Annotated in this window: 19 protein-coding genes; 8 read left to right on the forward strand and 11 right to left on the reverse strand. The window is 67.1% G+C overall.

Annotated features, from left to right (window positions below; translation table 11 throughout):
• Positions 1-6: 6 nt before the first annotated feature.
• Together Q392_RS18950 and Q392_RS18955 are read left to right on the forward strand one after the other, a co-directional pair.
• Entirely contained in the window at positions 7-1,158 is a 1,152-nt protein-coding gene (locus tag Q392_RS18950; protein ID WP_038211000.1) for an acyl-CoA dehydrogenase family protein, read from the forward strand.
• A gap of 6 nt (positions 1,159-1,164) precedes the next feature.
• A complete protein-coding gene (locus tag Q392_RS18955; protein ID WP_038211002.1) occupies positions 1,165-2,283 on the forward strand; it encodes an acyl-CoA dehydrogenase family protein in 1,119 nt (372 codons plus the stop codon).
• A 13-nt stretch (positions 2,284-2,296) separates the two neighbouring features.
• On the opposite strand, the gene Q392_RS18960 is transcribed toward Q392_RS18955, so the two are convergent.
• Positions 2,297-3,208 (reverse strand): SDR family NAD(P)-dependent oxidoreductase, encoded by a 912-nt coding sequence (locus Q392_RS18960; protein ID WP_051953751.1) that lies wholly within the window; start codon positions 3,206-3,208, stop codon positions 2,297-2,299.
• Positions 3,209-3,224: 16 nt separating this feature from the next.
• Positions 3,225-4,145 carry a Bug family tripartite tricarboxylate transporter substrate binding protein gene (locus Q392_RS18965; RefSeq protein WP_169748317.1) on the reverse strand — a complete coding sequence of 307 codons (921 nt, stop codon included), beginning with the start codon at positions 4,143-4,145 and terminating at the stop codon, positions 3,225-3,227.
• A 174-nt stretch (positions 4,146-4,319) separates the two neighbouring features.
• On the opposite strand from Q392_RS18965, the gene Q392_RS18970 reads away from it, so the two are divergent.
• The gene (locus tag Q392_RS18970; protein ID WP_051953752.1) at positions 4,320-5,315 is read left to right on the forward strand and encodes an NADP-dependent oxidoreductase; all 996 of its coding nucleotides are present in this window, start codon (positions 4,320-4,322) and stop codon (positions 5,313-5,315) included.
• Positions 5,316-5,328: 13 nt separating this feature from the next.
• On the forward strand, positions 5,329-5,904 hold the full coding sequence (locus Q392_RS18975; protein ID WP_038211008.1) for a DUF2889 domain-containing protein: 576 nt from the start codon (positions 5,329-5,331) through the stop codon (positions 5,902-5,904).
• A gap of 38 nt (positions 5,905-5,942) precedes the next feature.
• Here the strand turns inward: Q392_RS18975 and Q392_RS18980 are convergent, their stop codons facing one another.
• Positions 5,943-7,040: an ABC transporter substrate-binding protein gene (locus tag Q392_RS18980; RefSeq protein ID WP_038211010.1), complete on the reverse strand. Its 1,098-nt coding sequence runs from the start codon at positions 7,038-7,040 to the stop codon at positions 5,943-5,945.
• 191 nt (positions 7,041-7,231) lie between these two features.
• Here Q392_RS18980 and Q392_RS18985 point away from each other — a divergent pair, with 191 nt between their 5' ends.
• A complete protein-coding gene (locus Q392_RS18985) occupies positions 7,232-8,098 on the forward strand; it encodes a TauD/TfdA dioxygenase family protein (protein WP_038211012.1) in 867 nt (288 codons plus the stop codon).
• A gap of 53 nt (positions 8,099-8,151) precedes the next feature.
• Here Q392_RS18985 and Q392_RS18990 read toward each other — a convergent pair whose 3' ends face one another.
• From Q392_RS18990 to Q392_RS32885, 7 genes are all read right to left on the reverse strand, one after another.
• A complete protein-coding gene (locus Q392_RS18990; RefSeq protein WP_038211014.1) occupies positions 8,152-8,835 on the reverse strand; it encodes a TetR/AcrR family transcriptional regulator in 684 nt (227 codons plus the stop codon).
• Between the two features lie 23 nt (positions 8,836-8,858).
• Positions 8,859-9,878: a TauD/TfdA family dioxygenase gene (locus Q392_RS18995; protein WP_084217195.1), complete on the reverse strand. Its 1,020-nt coding sequence runs from the start codon at positions 9,876-9,878 to the stop codon at positions 8,859-8,861.
• 25 nt (positions 9,879-9,903) lie between these two features.
• A complete protein-coding gene (locus Q392_RS19000; protein ID WP_038211015.1) occupies positions 9,904-10,878 on the reverse strand; it encodes a Bug family tripartite tricarboxylate transporter substrate binding protein in 975 nt (324 codons plus the stop codon).
• On the reverse strand, positions 10,875-12,533 hold the full coding sequence (locus tag Q392_RS19005) for a thiamine pyrophosphate-requiring protein (RefSeq protein ID WP_038211017.1): 1,659 nt from the start codon (positions 12,531-12,533) through the stop codon (positions 10,875-10,877). Before Q392_RS19005 ends, Q392_RS19000 begins: the two co-directional genes overlap by 4 nt.
• Before the next feature lie 22 nt (positions 12,534-12,555).
• Positions 12,556-13,557, reverse strand: a complete 1,002-nt coding sequence (locus tag Q392_RS19010; RefSeq protein ID WP_169748318.1) for an ABC transporter substrate-binding protein — start codon at positions 13,555-13,557, stop codon at positions 12,556-12,558.
• Positions 13,558-13,699: 142 nt separating this feature from the next.
• Positions 13,700-14,620, reverse strand: a complete 921-nt coding sequence (locus Q392_RS19015; RefSeq protein ID WP_051953756.1) for a TauD/TfdA dioxygenase family protein — start codon at positions 14,618-14,620, stop codon at positions 13,700-13,702.
• Between the two features lie 52 nt (positions 14,621-14,672).
• Positions 14,673-14,810 (reverse strand): hypothetical protein, encoded by a 138-nt coding sequence (locus Q392_RS32885; protein ID WP_157008071.1) that lies wholly within the window; start codon positions 14,808-14,810, stop codon positions 14,673-14,675.
• A 221-nt stretch (positions 14,811-15,031) separates the two neighbouring features.
• Between Q392_RS32885 and Q392_RS19020 the strand changes: the two genes are divergently transcribed.
• Positions 15,032-15,415 carry a type II toxin-antitoxin system RelE/ParE family toxin gene (locus tag Q392_RS19020; protein ID WP_038211019.1) on the forward strand — a complete coding sequence of 128 codons (384 nt, stop codon included), beginning with the start codon at positions 15,032-15,034 and terminating at the stop codon, positions 15,413-15,415.
• Complete coding sequence (locus Q392_RS19025) at positions 15,412-15,741, forward strand: helix-turn-helix domain-containing protein (protein ID WP_038211022.1); 330 nt, start codon at positions 15,412-15,414, stop codon at positions 15,739-15,741. The genes Q392_RS19020 and Q392_RS19025 overlap by 4 nt, the downstream gene beginning before the upstream one ends.
• Positions 15,742-15,751: 10 nt before the next feature.
• Here Q392_RS19025 and Q392_RS19030 read toward each other — a convergent pair whose 3' ends face one another.
• Positions 15,752-17,452: a site-specific integrase gene (locus Q392_RS19030; protein ID WP_038211024.1), complete on the reverse strand. Its 1,701-nt coding sequence runs from the start codon at positions 17,450-17,452 to the stop codon at positions 15,752-15,754.
• A 489-nt stretch (positions 17,453-17,941) separates the two neighbouring features.
• Here Q392_RS19030 and Q392_RS19035 point away from each other — a divergent pair.
• A partial coding sequence (locus Q392_RS19035) for a transposase (RefSeq protein ID WP_038201871.1) occupies positions 17,942-18,229 on the forward strand: 288 nt, incomplete at its 3' end.

Here is an 18,229-nt window from a genome sequence, read left to right on the forward strand (position 1 = left end):
ACCGCCGTGGCGACCGACTGGAATGCCTTGGCGGACACCGAGTTCCGTGCGCTCGCCGCGCGGTTCTTCGACGAGCACTGCCCGCGCGAACTCCGTTTCACGCCCCGCCGGCTGCGCTGGTCGGTCGTTCAGCCCTGGTTCCTGGCGCTTTCGCGGCAGGGGTGGGTGGCCCCCTCGTGGCCGGTGGAGTGGGGCGGCATGGGGCTGTCGCCCGTCAAGCAGGTGATCTACATCGAGGAATACGAGCGCAGTGGCGCACCGGTGATGCAGACGCAGTCGCTCACCAACCTCGGCCCGATCCTGATCGCGCGCGGCAGCGAAGCGCAACGCCGCAAGTACCTGCCGAAGATCCTCTCGGGGGAGCACGTGTGGGTGCAGGGCTACTCGGAGCCGAATGCCGGCTCCGACCTCGCGAACCTCCGCACCGAGGCGCGGCTGGAAGGCGACGAGTTCGTCATCAACGGCCAGAAGATCTGGACCACGATGGGCTTCGACGGCACCCACATGTTCGCGCTGGTGCGCACCGACAGGTCGGTGAAGAAGCAGGCCGGCATCAGCTTCGTCATGTTCCCGATGGACCAGCCGGGCATCACCGTGCGGCCGATCCGCGACATCTCGGGCGCCGAGGAGTTCTGCGAAGTGTTCCTGCAGGACGTCCGGGCGCACCGCAGCGACCTGGTCGGCGAACTCAACGGCGGCTGGGAGATTGCGAAGACCCTGCTCGGTTTCGAGCGGGTGTGGTCGGGATCCCCGCGGCAGTCGCTGATTGCGCTGGCACGCCTCGAGAAGGTGGCGCGCGCCAACGGCAGCTGGGAGGAGGGGGCCTTCCAGGACCGCTACACCCAGCTGGTGTTCGATGTGCAGGACCTCGCCGCGATGTACGAACGCCTGGTGCGATCGCTGTCCGTGGGCAAGGGCTTCGGGCTGGAGTCCTCGCTGCTGAAGATGACGGCCACCGAGACCTGCCAGCGCGTCACCGAGCTGCTGGTGGAGGTCGCCGGCGCCGATGGTGCGCTGCAAGGCGACGTGGAGATCGATGGCGAGCGCATCGACGTGCTGACGCCCTTCCTCGAGTCCCGCGGGCCCACCATCTACGGCGGCTCCAACCAGATCCAGCGAAACATCCTGGCCCGCCAATGGCTGGGCCTTCCGGGCTGAAAGCGGATGACGACCGAGACACAAGACCTCACAGCGATGCTGCGCGAGAGCGCGCGCGATTTCACCGCGCGGGAGCAGGACCTGAGGGCCTACCGCGCCCGCATGGGGCAGCCGCCCGGCCACGACGCGGCGCGCTTCGGCAAGATGCAGGAGCTCGGCTGGCGCGGCGCGCTGGTGCGCGAGGAACTCGGCGGCGCCGGCATGGGGCTGCGCGAGGCCGCGGCCATCGCCGGGGAACTCGGGCGCGGGCTGGTGGGTGACGTGTACCTGGCGACCAGCGTGCTGCCGGCATTGCTGCTGGAGGACCACGCCGCTCTTGCGGCGGCCGCGCCGTTGCTGCAGGCCATCGCGGATGGCAGCGCCGTTGCCGCGCTGGCCTGGCAGGAGCGGCCGGATGCGCTGGATCCGGCCGCCATCGAGACGCACGCCACACGGCAAGGCGGCGAATACGCGCTGCGCGGAGCCAAGCGATGGATCGCAGCCGGGCAGGCTGCGTCGTCCTTCCTTGTCAGTGCGCGGCTCGACGACGGCATCGCCGTGTTCCTGGTGCCGCGCACCGCGACAGGTGCCGTTGTCGAGACCCAATGGCAGGTGGACGGCACCGCCGCCGCCGCGTTGCGCCTGGAAGATGTGCGGGTCGGCGCGGATGCTTTGGTCGTCGCGCCGACCGAAGGCGCAGCGGCCCTCGGCCGGGCCCTGGACGCGACCGCAGTCGCCGCCAGCGCGGAACTGCTGGGGGTGGCGAGCGCGGCGTTCGACATGACGATCTCGTACATGAAGACGCGCGTGCAGTTCGACAAGCCGATCGGCAGCTTCCAGGCGCTGCAGCACAAGGCGGTGGACCTGCTGGTGCAGCGCGAACTCGCCGCCTCGGTGCTGGAAGAGGCCGTGGAAGCGTTCTCCGCGGCCGACGGGAACGACGCCGCGCGCAGCCGCATCGCGGGCCGCTGCAAGGCGCGCTGCAGCGACGCGGCCCTGCGCATCACCCGCGAGTGCATCCAGCTGCACGGCGCGATCGGCTACACGCACGAGTACGACCTGGGCCTTTACGTGAAGCGGGCGCTGGTGCTCGCGGCGTGGCTCGGGAACGGGGCCCAGCACCGCGCGCGGCAGCGCAACGCCTGACCCCCGGCCCTAATCAGCGCGGCACCTGGTTCATTTTCGTGAGCGGCTTGAACGTCGCCTCGATGCCCGTCACGCCCAGCGGCGGCAGCCCGCCCGGGAAGGACTCGCGCAAGCCGCGCGCGAGCTCGTCCACGTCCCAGGAATCGCGCGACAGCACCGGCATCATCACGGCCGGATGGCTCATGAGCTGGACCTGCTCGCCGTGCACGCGCAGCACCTGGCCATTGAAATCCTTCGCCGCATCCGACAGCATGAAGGCCACCGCGGGCGCGTTGGCGGCGGGGTCCACATAAGGGCGCGTGCCTTGCAGCTGCCCGAGCGAGCGCAGGTATTCGTCGGTCACCTTGGTCATCGCCGTCGTGGCCACCGGGCTCAGGGCGTTCACGCGGATGCCGTGGGGCGCAGCGTCGATCGCCCAGGCATAGGTGAGCGCCGCCACGCCGCCTTTCGACGCCGAATAGGCGGCGCCGGCGGCCATGCCGGCCTGCGTGCCCGAACTCACGTTCACGATGGAGCCGCTGCCCTGCAGCTGCATCTGCCGCAGCACCTGCACGCCGACGTAGTAGGTGCCGAGCAGGTTCACCTCGATCAGCCGGCGCACCCGGTCTTCCCCGTCTTCCTCCCACGGCTTGCCCAGGTACACCACGCCGGCGAATCCGGCGAGACCGTCGATGCGCCCGTGGAGGTCCAGGCAACGCTGCACCAACGCCGCGCAGTCGCTCCAGACGGAAACATCCATCTGCTGCCCCATCGCATCGTGGCCGGCCTGGCGTAGCGCGGCGGCGGTGCGTTCCACGCCTGGGCCGTCGATGTCGGCCAGCACGAGGCGAGCGCCCTCGCGGGCCAGGTACGCGGCCACCGCCGAGCCGATCCCGCCGGCAGCGCCGGTCACGATCACTGCCTTGTCCTTCAATGCATTCGCCATATCGGGTCGCTCCTGTTCATATCTTCAGACCGAGGCGATCGACGACGTCGCCCCACTTCTTCTTGTCGCGCGCCATGATGGCCGCAACCTCGACGGGACCGCCGGGGTGCGCGAGAAAGCCGGCGCCCGTGATGCGGGCGAGGTAATCGGCATGCGCAGTGGCCGTCCGCGTGGCGCCGGCGAGCGTGGCTACGAGTTCCGACGGCGCGCCGGCAGGCAGGAACAGCGCGTACCAGCTCGACGCATCGAAGCCCGGCAGGTTGCCGGCCTCGGCGATGGTCGGTGTCTGCGGCAGGAAGGGCAGGCGCTGCTCGGAGGCAGTGGCCAGGACGCGGATCTTGCCGGCCTCCGCCAGTGCCAGTTGCGAGCGGGCGCCCGCAATGGCGAGATGGACCAGCCCGTTGCCCATGTCCGCCGCATAGGAGCCCTTGTACGGGACATGGACCATCTGGACCCCGGTGAATTGGCAGAACATCTCCATCGCCAGGTGCGTGCTGGTGCCGATGCCGTCGCTGGCAAAAGACAACTTGCCCGGGTTGGCGCGGGCGTATTCGATCAGCTCCGGCACGGTCTTCACCGGCAGGCCAGCCCACACCACCAGGACCAGTGGCACGCCGCACAGCATGCCGACCGGCTGTGTCTCGCGGATGGCGTCGACCTTGGCGTCCTTCGTGACCAGCGCCGTGATGATCTGGGTCGAAGGCGTGCCCAAGGCGATGGTGTAGCCATCCGGCCGCGCGCGCACCAGCTCGTTGAGTGCGAGCAGGCCGCCGGCGCCGGGCTTGTTGTCGATCACGATCGGCTGTCCCAGCGAGCGGGTGAGGCCTTCGCCGGTGGTGCGCGCGATCATGTCGGTGTTGCCGCCTGCGAAGAACGGCACGATCATGCGGATCGGCCGGTCCGGGAACTTCTGGGCGCGCGCCGCCGGCAGCGCCAAGCTCGCGGCGGCGGCGAGTAGAGCGCGCCGGTTCATGTCCATCGATGTCTCCTCTGATTTGAATCAGTGCCGAGAGGCTAGGCACATAGCCCGCGAGGGACAAGCCGCGACGCGAAAGCATCACAAGCGTGTTGATCGCCTCGCGGTGGCGGCCCCTACCATCGGAGGATGACGATGAACCTGCAGGTCCGTCTCCGCAGCCTGCCGCGCGAGGCGGTTGAGGAAGGCCACTTCGAGCTCCGTGAGGGCCCGGTGCCGAATCTCGCCGCCGGCGAGGTCCTGATTCGCAACCATTTCCTGTCGCTCGACCCGTACATGCGCAAGCGCCTCGCCGACGCGGTTGCCGGCCGTGTGCCGTTCGGCCCTGGCGACCTCATGATGGGCCGGACCGTGGGCGAGGTGATCGAGTCGCGCGACGCTCGCTTCCGTCCGGGCGAACATGTGCTCGGCTGGGGCGGCTGGCAGCAGTATTCGGCCGAGCCCGCAGCGAAGCTGGAGAAGGTCGTCGACGCCGGTGGGATGCCGCTGTCCGTGCACCTCGGCGTGCTCGGACGGCCCGGCATCACCGCCTGGCTCGGCGTCGTCCACGTGGCGGCAGTCCGGCACGGTGAATGCTTCGTGGTGTCTTCGGCTGCCGGCGCGGTCGGCAGCCTCGCGGGCCAGATGGCGCGGCACCTCGGCGCGCGGGTCGTCGGCATCGCCGGCGGCCGGGCGAAGTGCGATGCCGTGACAGGGGAACTGGGCTTCCACGGCTGCGTCGACTACAAGTCCGCCGGCTTCGAGCAGGCGCTGCGCGACGCGACGCCGAAGGGCGTGGAGGTCTGCTTCGAGAACGTCGGCGCCGCGGTGCTCGATGCCACGCTCGGCCGCATGAACGAGAACGGCCGCGTCGCGGTGTGCGGCCTGCTGGGGCAGTACCACTCGGGTGCGCCCTACGCCTTTCGCAATTTTCCGCGGGTGCTCGACCGCGCCCTGCGCGTGACGGGCTTCCGCATCGACGGCAACACGGATCTGCACGAGCGCGCCCGCGCCGACCTGCGCGCCTGGCTGGAGGGCGGCGTGTTCCGCAGCTGGGAAACCGTTTCGCAGGGGCTCGAAGCCGCGCCTGCCGCCTTCGTCTCCATGCTCGAGGGCCGGGGCCGGGGGAAGACGCTCGTCCGGCTCGCTTGAGAAGTCCCAGAACATGCCGCTGTCCCCACCCCGTTCCCGTTCCCCCGTCACTGCGCGCGCGATCCGCTGCGAGGGCTTTCGCCGCGACGATGGCCTGTGGGAGGTGGAGGCCCGCCTTGCGGACACGCGCAACTACGAGGCGCCGACGCCCTGGCGCCCGACCGTCCCCGCGGGTGAGCCGTTCCACGAGATGTGGCTGCGCCTCGCTTTCGATGATCGGCGAGAGATTCGCGAGATCGAGGTCGCGATCGACAGCCATCCCTTCCCGGAATGTCCTTCGGTGCAACCCAACTTCCAGCGGCTGGTGGGACTTCGCATGGGTGCGGGTTTCGGCAAGGAGGTGCAGGCTCGCGTCGGCGGCGAGGAAGGCTGCACCCACGTCCTCACGCTGATCACCAACATGGCGACCGTGGCGGTGCAGACCCTGGGCAGCCAGATCCGCTGGGACGACCGCGCCAGCGCGGAGCGCGTCTATGGGCTCGACAAGGATGGCAAGCCACCGGTGGTCGGGGCCTGCCGCGGCTACGGCCGCAGCGGCGACATGGTGCGGCGGATCTATCCGGAGTTCTACGAGCCGAAGAAGAACTGAGGAAACGCTGATCCAAATCCGCCGGGACCGCGCTGCCGTCAGCGCTTGTACGGCAGTTCGAACTCTCGGGCCTGCCTGCGGATCTTCAACTCGTCGAACCGGTTTATTTCGTCGACGAGATCGTTGGTCCACAGGGCAGAGCCATCGACCTTGCCCACGACCCCGGCGAACTTCAATTCCTCGTCGATCTCCTCCTGCTTCACATAACCCCACTTCCTGATGGCGGGGTCGTAGTGCTTGTAGAGGGCCGCGCGCTTCTTCATGGCCAGCAGCAGGGCATTCACCTTCTCGGGCAGCGTCATGTTCATCGGAGCCATTTCGGGATAAAGCATGAGGAAGAGATAGGCCGCCGCCTCGGGATTCTCAAGGATGAAGATGTTGGCCTTGGCCACGGACCGGCCGAAGGCAACCGCATGCCGCCTGTAGTTCGCGTCGCCCAGGCGGTCGGTTGCGGCGCCCAGCCATTGCCCTCCGACTTTGGGCACGTTGGACGGCAGCGTCAGGTAGCGAAGCTTCAGCCCGGCCCCTTCGATCACGGCCAGTTGGCTGTCATAGGTGAAGAGGGCGTCGATGTCGCCGCGCTGCAGAGCCAGGCCGCCCGGGATGCCTTCCCCGGTGGCGATCCATTGCACGTCCTTCTCGGTGAGGCCCACTAGGGCGAGCACCCCCTTGCCGACCTCGAAGTCCGCGCTGCCGAAGAAAGGGATGCCGATGCGCTTGCCTCTGAGCTGTTCGAGCGCGTTCAGGCTCGATTCCGGCTTGACGGCCAGGCTCCACTTGAAGGGGTAGGTGTACTCCATGAAATTCACGATCGGCAGCTTCTGGCCCTTGGCGAGCAGGGGCAGTGTGACCATCGCCGCGACGGTGCCGAAGTCCAGCGTTCCCGTGCGCAGGCCTTCGAGCACGACCGGATAGGTGCCCACCGGAAGGATCTCGATGCCGATGCCTTCTTCCTTGTAGTAGCCGAGCGGCTCCGGGATGGCCATGCTGACCGTCGCCGTGTTGATGTTCTTGCCGCCATAGCCCCACTTCAGCTCCTTCCTCCCGTCCGTGGCACCCGCCTGCGCCAAGGCGCGGGTCGCGCCGGCCAGTGCCAGGCTCCAGGTGCCGGAAGCTACGAATCGTCGGCGCTGCATGAGTTCACCTCGGGAAGTGGATCAGGAGCGCCCATCTTATATAGCTGACTCTGTTGTCAACTGAGTGTTTTCCCAGAGAACGCCGGATGTTGCAAGGGTAATCACTGGCTGGGAAAGCCACATCATTGACTTACGAGTCAGAGACAGAACTTCGTAGAATTGCGATTGGGTCCCCCGCTGGAGCACGCCTGATGCAAGTTCGCCGCCTGTCCTTTCCAATCGGGGCCGAAGTCACCGGCCTGGATATCACCCGCCCGCTGTCAGGCGCGGACCGCGAGGAACTCGTGCGGCATTGGCACGAGCATCTGATCCTGCTGTTTCGCGGCCAGCCGCTCACGCCGCAGCAGCACATCGCGTTCACGCGCAATTTCGGCGAGGCCGATACGCATGAGGCGAACCCGGATTTCCGCCTGCCCGGCTACCCCGAAGCGATCGAGGTCACCAACAGGACCGTCCACGGCAAGCCTTCGGCCACCCGCGAGGTGGGCCGCGCCTGGCATTCGGACATGGAACACACCATCCTGCCGCTCAAAGGTTCGCTGCTGTGGTGCGGCGAACTGCCGGGCGTCGGGGGCGACACGATGTTTGCCAACATGTACGAGGCCTATGAATCCCTCTCGCCGGGCATGCGGGCGATGCTCGAGTCGCTGGAAGCCGAGCATGACGTCATCGCCAGCTTCTCGGACAAGTACGTGGCGCCCGATCCGGCGCATGTCGCTCGCCTGCGTCTCACCGCGCCGCCAGTGGCCCACCCGGTCTTGAGGGTGCACCCGGAAACCGGTCGCAAGTCGTTGTTCCTGAGCGAGCGCGTGCGCCGGTTCATCGGCTTCACCGATGCGGAAAGCGCACCGCTGCTGCGCTATCTCTGCGAGCATGCGACCCAGCCCGAGTTCGTCTACCGGCACCAGTGGCAGCTGCACGACGCCCTGCTGTGGGACAACCGTTGCGTGATCCACCAGGCGCTGGCCGACTACGACCGATCACAGGTGCGCTATATGCGCCGCACCAGCATCGTCGGAGAGCCCTGCGGCCGGCCGGCTCCCCAGGCTGCCGCCTGAGGCGGCCCGTCCTGATGCGCAGCGGGAACAACCCGTGCGCACCCCTGAAAAGATCATCCTCGAGCCCTGGCGGGCGCCGCGCGGAAGGCCGGGCCGTAGGCGCGCTGGATGCTGGTCAGGGTCGTCGCATAGGCCGTTTCGACGGCCGCGAAGCTGCCGCTCGCCCAGGTCAGCCAGCCGACCTGATGCAGCATCCCCACGATCTGCACGGACAGGTCGAGCGTCGGGGCTTCCGGGAGGAGTTCGCCGCGCGCCTTGGCGAGGTTGACCGCCGCCCCGTAGTAGGACTGCTGCTCGCGGGCCGCGCTCTTCATGATCGTTTCCATCACGGGAGTGAGCAGGTCGAGCTCCTGGTAGAAGCGCGCGAAGAGGCTCCAGGGCCGGTCGCCCTTGCCGCGCGCGTTGTAGAAGCGATAGCGCTCGCGCGAGGCGTCGAGCGAACGCTTGAACTTCTGCGCGAGGGTGGTTTCGGGATCGAGCCAGTTCTCCTGGGAGCGCGCGATGCTGATGCGCGCGTAGTCTTCGAGCACCGCTTCAGCCAGTCTTGCCTTGGTGCGATAGTAGTAGTGGATGGACGGACGGCTCATGCCCAGTTCCTCGGCGACCATCCCGAGCGTCATCTTGATGAGGCCGTGCCGGATGAAGAGATCCTGCGCCACGCGCTTGATCTCTTCGCGGATTCGGGCTGCGTCCGGGCGCTCTTCGGGGTCGGGCCGGCGGGCTGTCAGGGATGCCATCGAAAGAGAAGGAGGATGCCTCGTCACAGTGTAGCCAATTGTTCCGGCGTCCTTCCCTGCCTGCCGTAGATCAAGGGCGCATCGCGCATGGCCGTTTCCAACCCGCCGAAGTCGCGCACCCCATCGCTGAGCAGCCACAGCCTGAGCATCAGGCGGTCGCGCGCGGGGTCGGGCCAGTTCTCGAACTCCGTGCGGCTGTGCAGTGTCGTGTAGTTGTTCAGGAACTGGATGTCGCCCGGTTCCATGTACGTGGCGTGGCAGATGTCGCGCCGCCGCGCGGTGGCCTCGACGAAGTCGAGCGCCTCTTCCTGCAGGCGCGTGAGCTGCTGGCCCGCGGATGCCATGCCCCGCTGCATCATGCTCGCGTTGAAGCGGCAGCTCACCATGCCGCCGGCCTGCGTGAACACCGGGACGACCGCGCTGTAGGCTGCCTCGCCGGGTCCTTCCTCCCCGTTGCGCGACCAGTGGAAACCGGCGGCGAGCGCATCGAGGTACTCGGGGTGCAGCTCCAGCATCTCGTTGTAGATGGTGAGCGAGCTCGCGGCCAGGCTTTCGCCGCCCGACATGCCGCGTCGCACGCACAGCAGTCCGACCAGGTCGGCCAGATCCACGTGGAAGCGAAGGGCGGCCCGGCTCTGGTAGCCGCGGTTCTCGCGCTTGCCGTCGCCGCGGTCTCGCACGAAGCCGATCAGGTCGCCCGAGCTGCTCTGGCTCACGCCCTGGCCAAGGAAGGAGCCGATGCCCCAGAAGGCCAGCGCGCATTGGCGCTCGCTCATCGCATCGACGGGCACGCCGCGCAGCAGGGCGATGCCCCTGCCTTGCAGCAGCTCGTGCCTCACCCGGGCCATGAGCGGCGCCAGCGATGCAAGCGAATGGCGAAAGGGAATCGACGGGAACTCGGCCTCGCCAGCCTCGAAGCCGCGCGCGAGATCGAGGATCTGCTGCGCCTGGGTGGGCGTGAGCGCATGGATGGTTTCGGGTCCGATGTCGGCCGTCCGCCAGACCACCGGTCCGGTGGCGGGCGACGGCGAAGTTGCTGTCATCAGGGCTTGTCCTCCTGCCGCTCGCCTATTCGATCTTGATCGGCACTGTCTTCAGAAGCTGCGCCCACTTGGACGTCTCGGCCTCGAGAAAGGCCGCGAATGCCTCGGGGCTGGACGGCGTCGCCGGGACGTCCAGGCTGTTCATGCGTTCCCGCAGGGCCGGCGTTTCGAGCGCCGCGACCATCGCGCCATTGATCCGCTGGATCACCGGCGCCGGAGTGCCCACCGGCATGAACATGCCGACCCACGCCGTGGCGACCGCTTCGGGGTAGCCCGACTCGGCTGCTGTCGGCACGTTCGGCAACGTGGCGGAGCGCTGCGGCCCGAAAGTTGCCAGCATGCGGATCTTGCCTTCGCCGATCTGCTGCGGCGCCGAGGTGTAGGCGATGGTGCTGGAGTCGGCGCGCCCCGCCAGCAGCTCGATGACGATCGGCCCGTCTCCCTTGTAGGCGACGTCGAGCGTTTCGATGCCGGCCGCGCGCTTGAACATCTGCATCGCCAGGTAGCTCAGGCCCGGGGCGCCCGTGTGCGCGTAGTTCAGCTTGCCGGGCCGCGCCCGGGCCAGCGCGACGAATTCACGAAGGTCCCTGGCCGGCAAGTCGCCGCGCACCGTCAGCAGCAGGTTGGCGGCATAGACCTGCCCGACGGGCGCCAGGTCGGAAGGCTTGTAGGGCAGCTGTGGATCGAGGACGGGCGAGACCACGAGCGGCGCCGGCGAGACCATGATCATGGTGTAGCCGTCGGCCGGCTGGCGGGCCGCGTTGCGGACGGCGACGGTGCCGCCGCCCCCAGGCTGGTTGTCCACCACCACGGGCTGGCCGAGGTTCTTTTCCATCTCCCTGGCGAGCAGGCGCCCCACGGTGTCCATCGGGCCGCCGGGCGCGAAGGGCACGATCAGCTTGAGGGGCCTGGTCGGAAACGTCTGGCCCCGCGCCGGCACGACCGCGGCCGCCGCCAGCGACAGGGCCGCGGCGGCGAGCACCCTGCGCGAGATGTTCATGCCTTCTTTTCCGAGGTGTTGCCGCGGAACGAGAAATCCTTTTCCTCGTTGGTGATGAACTCGAGCAGCGCGGGGCGACCCTCCTGCGTCTGGCGGCGGGCGCGGGCCAGCGCGGCGGCGATCTCGCCCGGGTCCTCGACGCGCTCGCTCCAGCCGCCCAGGTCGGCGGCCAGGCCGGCGTAGTTGCCGCCGATGTCGCGCGTCCTGTACTTCTGGTGCGAGAGCATCATGCTCTTCGTTTCGATCGCCATGGTCGAGTTGTTGAACACCACCGTGAGGATGGGGGCCGAGACGCGCGCCGCGGTCTCGAAGTCCAGCCCGGTCATGCCGAACGCTGCATCGCCCATGAAGTTGACGCAGAACTTCGAGGGATCGGCGAGCTTGGCACCGATCGTGAGGCCCATCCCCGTGCCCAGCGCATGCGACTTGCCCCAGCCCAGGTAGCCGCGCGGCCTCGTGGCCTTGTAGAACGGCGTGAGCTGGTCGCGCGGGCTGCCCGCGTCGTGGGTCACGATGGCTTCGGCCGGGTCCACCGTCTTCATGAACTCGCGAACCACCCGGTACGGGGTGATGGGCTTGTCCGACGATGCGAGCTTGTGCTCCCATTCGCCGAGCCAACGATCGCGGATTTGCACGGCCTGCCTGCGCCGCGCGCCGTCCACCGTCTTCTTCCCGAGGCGCTGCTTCGCTGCTTCGATGAGGCGCGACAACACGAGCTTGGCGTCGCCGACGATCGGCAGCTCGATGTCGTAGCCCTTGTACAGGTCGCGCGAGTCGCTGGTGGCGTGGATGATGCGCTTGCCCTTGGGCACCGGCGGCGACTCGAGGTTGTGGGGCGTGAAGCTCGTTCCTATGCCGAAGAGCACGTCGCTGTTCGTGATGAAGTGCCTGGCGTGCCCGGTCACCACGATGCCGCCGGCGCCCAGCGACAGGTCGTGGTCCTCCGGGAAGCCGCTCTTGCCATTGATGGTCGTCATGACGGGGATGTCGAGCAGCTCCGCCAGTTCGACCAGTTCGGCGCTCGCTTCGCTGTACAGCACGCCCTGGCCGGCCTGGATCATCGGCAGCCTGGCTTCGATCAGCATGCGCGCCGCTTCGTCGATGTCATGGTCGTTCGGTGCCGACACGGTGGTTCGCACGGGGCGATAGGCGGCGAGTTCGTCGTCGATCTGCGCTTCGGCGATGTCGCGCGGCAGTTCCACCGCCACGGGACCGAGGCGGCCGTTGCGCAGCTGCGCAAAGGCGCGGCGCATGACGGCCGAAATGTCGGCGGGCTTGATGAGCAATTCGGCCGACTTGGTCACGCGCTCGAGGCCGCGCGTGGCGGAAAACATCTGGAACAGCTGCGCGGTGGACTGGTAGTGGCCCAGCGGCAGGAGCAGGATCGGCGTCGAATCGGAAAACGCGGTGGCGATGCCGGAAAAAGCGTTCTCGACGCCCGGGCCGTATTGCATCGCGAAGACCGACGGCGGCTTGCCGTTGCGCACGCGTGCGTGCCCGTTGGCCATGTCCACGCCCACGCGCTCCTGCCGACACAGTATGGGGCGTATTCCCGCCGCGGCGCAGGCTTCGATCACCGGCGTGGTGGGGTAGCAGAAGAGCGTCTCGATGCCCTCCTTCTTGAGAATGTCGGCGACCGCTTCGATGACTTGCATGATGGGCTTTCAGTGGGTGGCTTCACTGTTTGTAGGGGAGCACGAATTCACGTGCCTGCTTCCTGACCGCTTCGGCATCGAAGCGGTTGATCTCTTCGACCAGCTCGTTCGTCCAGAGGTCGGCGGGCTGTACCTTGCCCTCGACCTTGTTGAAGCGGATCTCCTCGGCCATCTCTTCGGGCTTGGTGTAGCCCAACTGCTTGACAGCCGGGTCGTAGGGCGCATAAAGCGGCGCGCGCTTCTCGATGAACTTCAGGATCGACTGCACCTTCTGCGGCAAGGTTTGCGCCTTGGGCGCCGTCTCCGGATAGCGGCTGACGAAGAGGTAGGCGGCTGCCTCGGGGTTCTCGCGCACGAAGATGTTCGCCTTGGCGACCGCACGGCCGAAGCCGATGGCCCATTGGCGGTACTCGGGGTCACGCAACCTGTCGGTGGCGGCGCCCAGCCACCAGCCGCCGACCTTCGGAACGTTGGCAGGCAGCGGGATGTAGCGCACCTGGATGCCCGCAGCCTCGATGGCCGCCAGATGGGCGTCGTAGGTGAACAGCGCGTCCACTTCGCCCTTCTGGATCGAGAGCCCGCCAGGCACCCCTTCGCCCACGGCGACCCATTGAAGGTCCTTGTCGCTGTCCAATCCGGCAAGCGCCAGCACCGACTTGCCGACTTCGAAGTCCGCGCTTCCGAAGAACGGGATGCCGATCTTCCTGCCTCGCAGGTCGGCCGTCGTCCTGACGGGCGAATCCGGCTTGACCGCGATGCCCCATTTGAATGGGTAGGTGTACTCCATGAAGTTCCGGATCGGCAGCTTCTCGCCCTTGGCCAGCAGCGGCAAGGACACCGCCGAGGTGACGGTGCCGAACTCCAGCGTGCCCTTGCGCAGGCCGTCGAGCGTGGCCGGATAGCTGCCGAGCGGAAAGAGCTCCAGCCGGATGTTTTCATCCTTGTAGTAGCCGAGATCCTCCGGGATCACCATGTCGATGATGGCGAAGTTGATCAACTTCCCGGCATAGCCGTAGCGCAGCACCTTGCGGCTGTCCGCCGGCCCCTGCGCGGCCGAAGGAGCGACGAGTGCCAGCAGGCAGGCGCACAGCAACACCCCCTGCATGATCCGCCTGATGTTCATGGCACGTTCTCCTATGGCATGGGTCGAGCGAAGGCGCCTTCGGTCAGGCCGTGCGCAGCTTGCGTCCCGCCCGCAGGGCCTTGTCGACGGAATTGGCCGAGTCGATGGAGGTCGTGCGCTGCATCACGCGCCGGTGCCTCTGGTCGTCGAACGGCCGGGCGCGGTGCATCGTGCAGCGGTTGTCCCACATCACCAGGTCGCCGGCGTCCCAGCGGTGCGCGTACACGAAGCGGGGTTGCGTTGCGAAGGCGATCAGTTCCTGGATCAGTGCGCGCGAGCGCTCCACGTCCTGCCCCACGATGTGCGAGGCGTGCGACGCGAGATACAGCGAACGGCGGCCGGTCTGCTCGTGGACGCGCACCATCACCTGGTTGGCCGGCGGCCTGAGGGCGGCGATGTGGTCGTTGAATTGGGATTCGGTGAAGCCGACCTGCTCGCGCGAGCGGTAGATGCTGTGGGTGATCACCAGTTCCTCGAAATCGCGTTTGCGCTGCTCGTCGAGCGCACCGTATGCGGCGCGCATGTCCGCGAACTCCGTGTTGCCGCCTTCCGGTGCGACCTCGGTGGCGTACAGCAGCGACAGCATCGAGGGGATCTGCTGGAAGGTCCCGTCGGTGTGCCAGAGCCGGTCGCCCAGGTTCATCGCCCGCTGGCGGTCATCGGGCTTGAGCAACTGCCCGTCGGGCCCGATGTTGGAGATGTCGGCGATCTCGTCGGACGCGAAGCGCTCCTTTTCGCGCGCGTAGGAAGTGCGCTTCTGCAGGGGCCCGAACATGCGGCTGAAGCGCAGCTGGTCTTCGGGTTGCAGGTCCTGGCCCTTGAAGACGAGCACGCCGTGGATCCAGAACGCCTTCGCCACCAGCTCGAACTCCGCCGGCTCGATCGTCGCCAGGTTGACGCCGTGCACCCGCGCCCCGATGGTAGGGTGCAGAGGCTCGATTTCGGGCGGCCGCGCGGCGCTCACTGAAGATCACCTTCGGCTGCGGTGCGAGCGCCTTCGGGCGGCCGTGCGGCGCTCATGGAACCTCCTGCGTTTCGGCGGTGCTCGACCAGAACACCGCCCGCCGCTGCAGCGCGCGCATCGATTCCAGCAGCAGGCAGCCGAGTGCCGCGAGCAGGACGAGGATGGAGAACACGCCCGCGGTGTCCGACACGGGGTGATCGTCCTTTTCGTGCAAATTGGTGCGCTTCGAAACGGAAGCACCTTAAAAATCAACAACTTAGGAATATCTGAATTTCTCGCGAGTCGTCCTTCTCGTGAAAATTGGTGCGGTTTGAGGGTTGCGGCTCCAGTTTCACCAGATGGCCCTGCCATCGATCCACTGGGCTCAGTTCGGATTGACGGCATATGCCCAAATTGGCATAATCGCCTCCAATGCCCCAACCGCCGCGCAAACCGCTCAAATGGGTTGGCTCGGCCAAGCGGGATCTTGACGGAATGCCTGAGGACGTCCAAGACGTGTTCGGTCATGCGATTGACCTGGCGCAAGCCGGCGGCAAGCACCCGGACGCCAAGGCGCTGAGCGGATTCGGTTCCGCCGGCGTGCTGGAAGTGGTCGAAGATTTCCGCAGCGACACGTTCCGGGCGGCCTACACGGTCAACTTCGCAGGCTGGGTCTATGTGCTGCACTGTTTCCAGAAGAAGTCCAAGAGCGGCATCAAGACGCCAAAAGAGGACCTGGACCTGATCAAGGCTCGCCTGAAGGCCGCGGCGCAGGACTTTGAGGCTTGGCGAGCAAAGCAAGGAGTGAAGCGATGAGCCAGAGCAACCACATCACCATCGAAGAAGGCAGCACCAACGTCTACGCGGACCTTGGCTACGCCGACGCCGCCGAAATGCAGCGAAAGTCCCAGCTCGCGGCCGAGATTGCCCGCGCCCTCAAGGCCCGGCGCCTGACCCAACAGGACGCCGCCGCATTGCTAGAAATCGACCAGTCCAAGATCTCACGCATCACGCGGGGGCAGTTCCGTGGGGTCAGCGAGGCGAAGCTGCTGCAGCTGGTCGCAAAGCTGGGACATGACGTGAAAATCGTGATCGGCCCGGTACGACGGCGTGCCGGAAAGATTGAGTTGCAGTTCGCCTGACGCCGCAGCTTCAGGATGGCCGAGCCGCGAATGCATCGCCAATCTGCCGCGCCCGCTTCACTTCGTCGCCGTGAAGGTAGATCGAGGTCGTTGATATCGACGCATGCCGTAAGTTGTCGCGGACGGTGGTCAGTTCGGCCCCGCGAGCCAGTGCATGCGTGGCATGGGTGTGGCGCATCCAGTGCGGGCTGGCACGGCGCAATTTCTCAGCTGTAGCCGGGCTGTCCTTCTCGATGACTTCGGCGACCTTCGTGAAAAAGCGTCGCATCACACTCCACAGCCGCGTCGCGGTGATGCCCGCTGTACTCTCTTGATCGAGGCTGCCAATGAGCGGTGCCAGCGGATCCCATCGCGCGGGCGTGATCGGCAGCTTGCGCTGCATCAGATACCGGTCCAGCGCCGCACAAGCCAATGGCGGCAGCGCCACCTTGCCGGCCTTACTGCCCTTGCCCACCAGGTGCAGCCAGCGATCACCATGCGCATCGGTCTCGATCTGTCCCAGCGTGGCACCGACCAGCTCCCCAATGCGCAGGCCCGTGGCGTAGGCGAAGTCCAGCACGAAGCGCAGGCGCTGCGCCGCCGGTGCCTGCCATCCATGTCCCCATTCCAGGCCTTCGGCGACCGCTTGGATCACTGACCATTCGCCTTCGCCAAAGACCCGGGTAACGGCCAGCGATTCGGAGCGCGATGCGCCGCGCACCTTGATGCCGGCGAACGGGTTGGCCAGCAGGTAGCGCTGCTGGATCAACCAGCGGAACATGGCGCCCACCACCGACAGCGCGTAGGCCACCGATCGGGCTGACAGTCCACCGGTGAACGGCCGCCACTCGGGTGACGAGCGCGGCCGCGCCGGGCCGATCCAGCGGGCCCTGGGCGCCGGATGCCGCAAGAAGGCGCGAAAGGCGACCGCGTCTTCTGTGGTGAGTGAGGACAGCGCCCGGCCGCGCTCGACAACTGCCCAGAGAATCAGCCGCTCGGCCTCCTTGCGGTACGCCCGTTGGGTTGCAACCGACTCGTGCAACGCTAGCCAGGCCTGCGCTGCCTCGTAGTCGTTGTCCGCGTCCAGCGTGCAGGTCGCCTTGGGTGCGCGAAACGCGCCGCGCGAGCCATTGACCTCATCGGGCACACGCAGCCTTTCCCAGGGCACCACGTCATCCTGGGCGCCGATGGGCACCAGCGCGCGGGCTTGCTGCGTCAGGTGCGGGTGCGCTGCGAAGAAGGCTTCGATCTGCCTGGCGCTGGCCGCGCCCAGGCCGGGAATGGCCGTCCACCAGCGCCGGCGCCGAGGAATTCGCACCGTCAGATCGGCCAGGGTGTTGAAGCCATGGGCTTTGATGGCGCCGGCGGCGCGCACCGGCAGCCAGCGATCGACATCGTCCGTCACGAGCGGCGCTGGCGCCGGCAGATGCCGCAGCGTCTCGATCGCATCCAGGACCGCGCGGGCTCGCTGCGCCCGCTCAGCGGCCGGGTGTTCGAGGAGGCTGGCCAGATCTTCCCGGTGCCGCCGGCGCGCGTGCTTGACCAGCTGGCGGCGGACATCGCCCAGCATTGCGCGAGAAGACTGGCCGCTCGCCTTGTCGTGCCCGAGGTACTGCGCAACGGCCGCTCGCGCGCTCAGGCCCGCGTACCAGGCGCGCAGTGCCGCCAGGGCAGCTGTGCCGGGGAAATCCTTCTCCGCGTTCGCTGGCTTGGAGACTCGGGTACTTTTCACGATCGCCAGTTTAGCGGATCAACACGACTATTGCGATAAGAATACTTATCGCCATAGCATTCTCTGCGAATGGTTGTTCACGCGGGTTCGAGGCGTGCGACGGCGGCTCTGGACCAGGGTGGACGTGCCATCTTCGTCATTAATAGGCGCCCGCTGGGCAGTTTGCTCATCGCACTCGCCGAGTTTCGACCTCTGCAAGGATCGCGATGCGTTTGGCTCTTCGCGCGCCGAGCAAGAGGCTGAGAGCAGCCTTTATGCGCGCACGCTTCCGAGGCAGCAGCAGACAGGAGATCGCTGGATGCTGCTCAGCTGTTACTTGCTGAGGGGCGGCGTAACCGGGAATCCATCGCAAGATGGATCCATGCAAATTGTTGTCTTCAAACTTGTCCGCCTGGCAATGCGTGTTCCCATCTCCGACCACCTGAAGGACAAGGTGTGAACCGCCCCGGCTTTCGCGGAGGCTCCCTCGTTTGAGAAGATGGAGCCATCATGAGGAAGTCAGTGAAGTTTTCGCCGGAAGTGCGCGAGCGTGCGGTGCGCATGGTGTTCGAGCATCAAGGAGAGCACGCGTCGCAATGGGCGGCGGTCGTATCGATCGCCGGCAAGATCGGCAGCACGCCGCAGACGCTGCTGAACTGGGTGCGTCAGCACGAGCGTGACACGGGCCAGCGCGAAGGCGCGACCACGGCCGAGGCCAAGCGCGTCAAGGAACTGGAGCGCGAAGTGCGCGAGCTTCGCCGCGCCAACGAGATCCTCAAGCTGGCCAGCGCGTTTTTC

This window comes from Xenophilus azovorans DSM 13620 (genome assembly GCF_000745855.1).
In the GTDB taxonomy this organism is placed as follows: Bacteria; Pseudomonadota; Gammaproteobacteria; order Burkholderiales; family Burkholderiaceae_C; genus Xenophilus; species Xenophilus azovorans.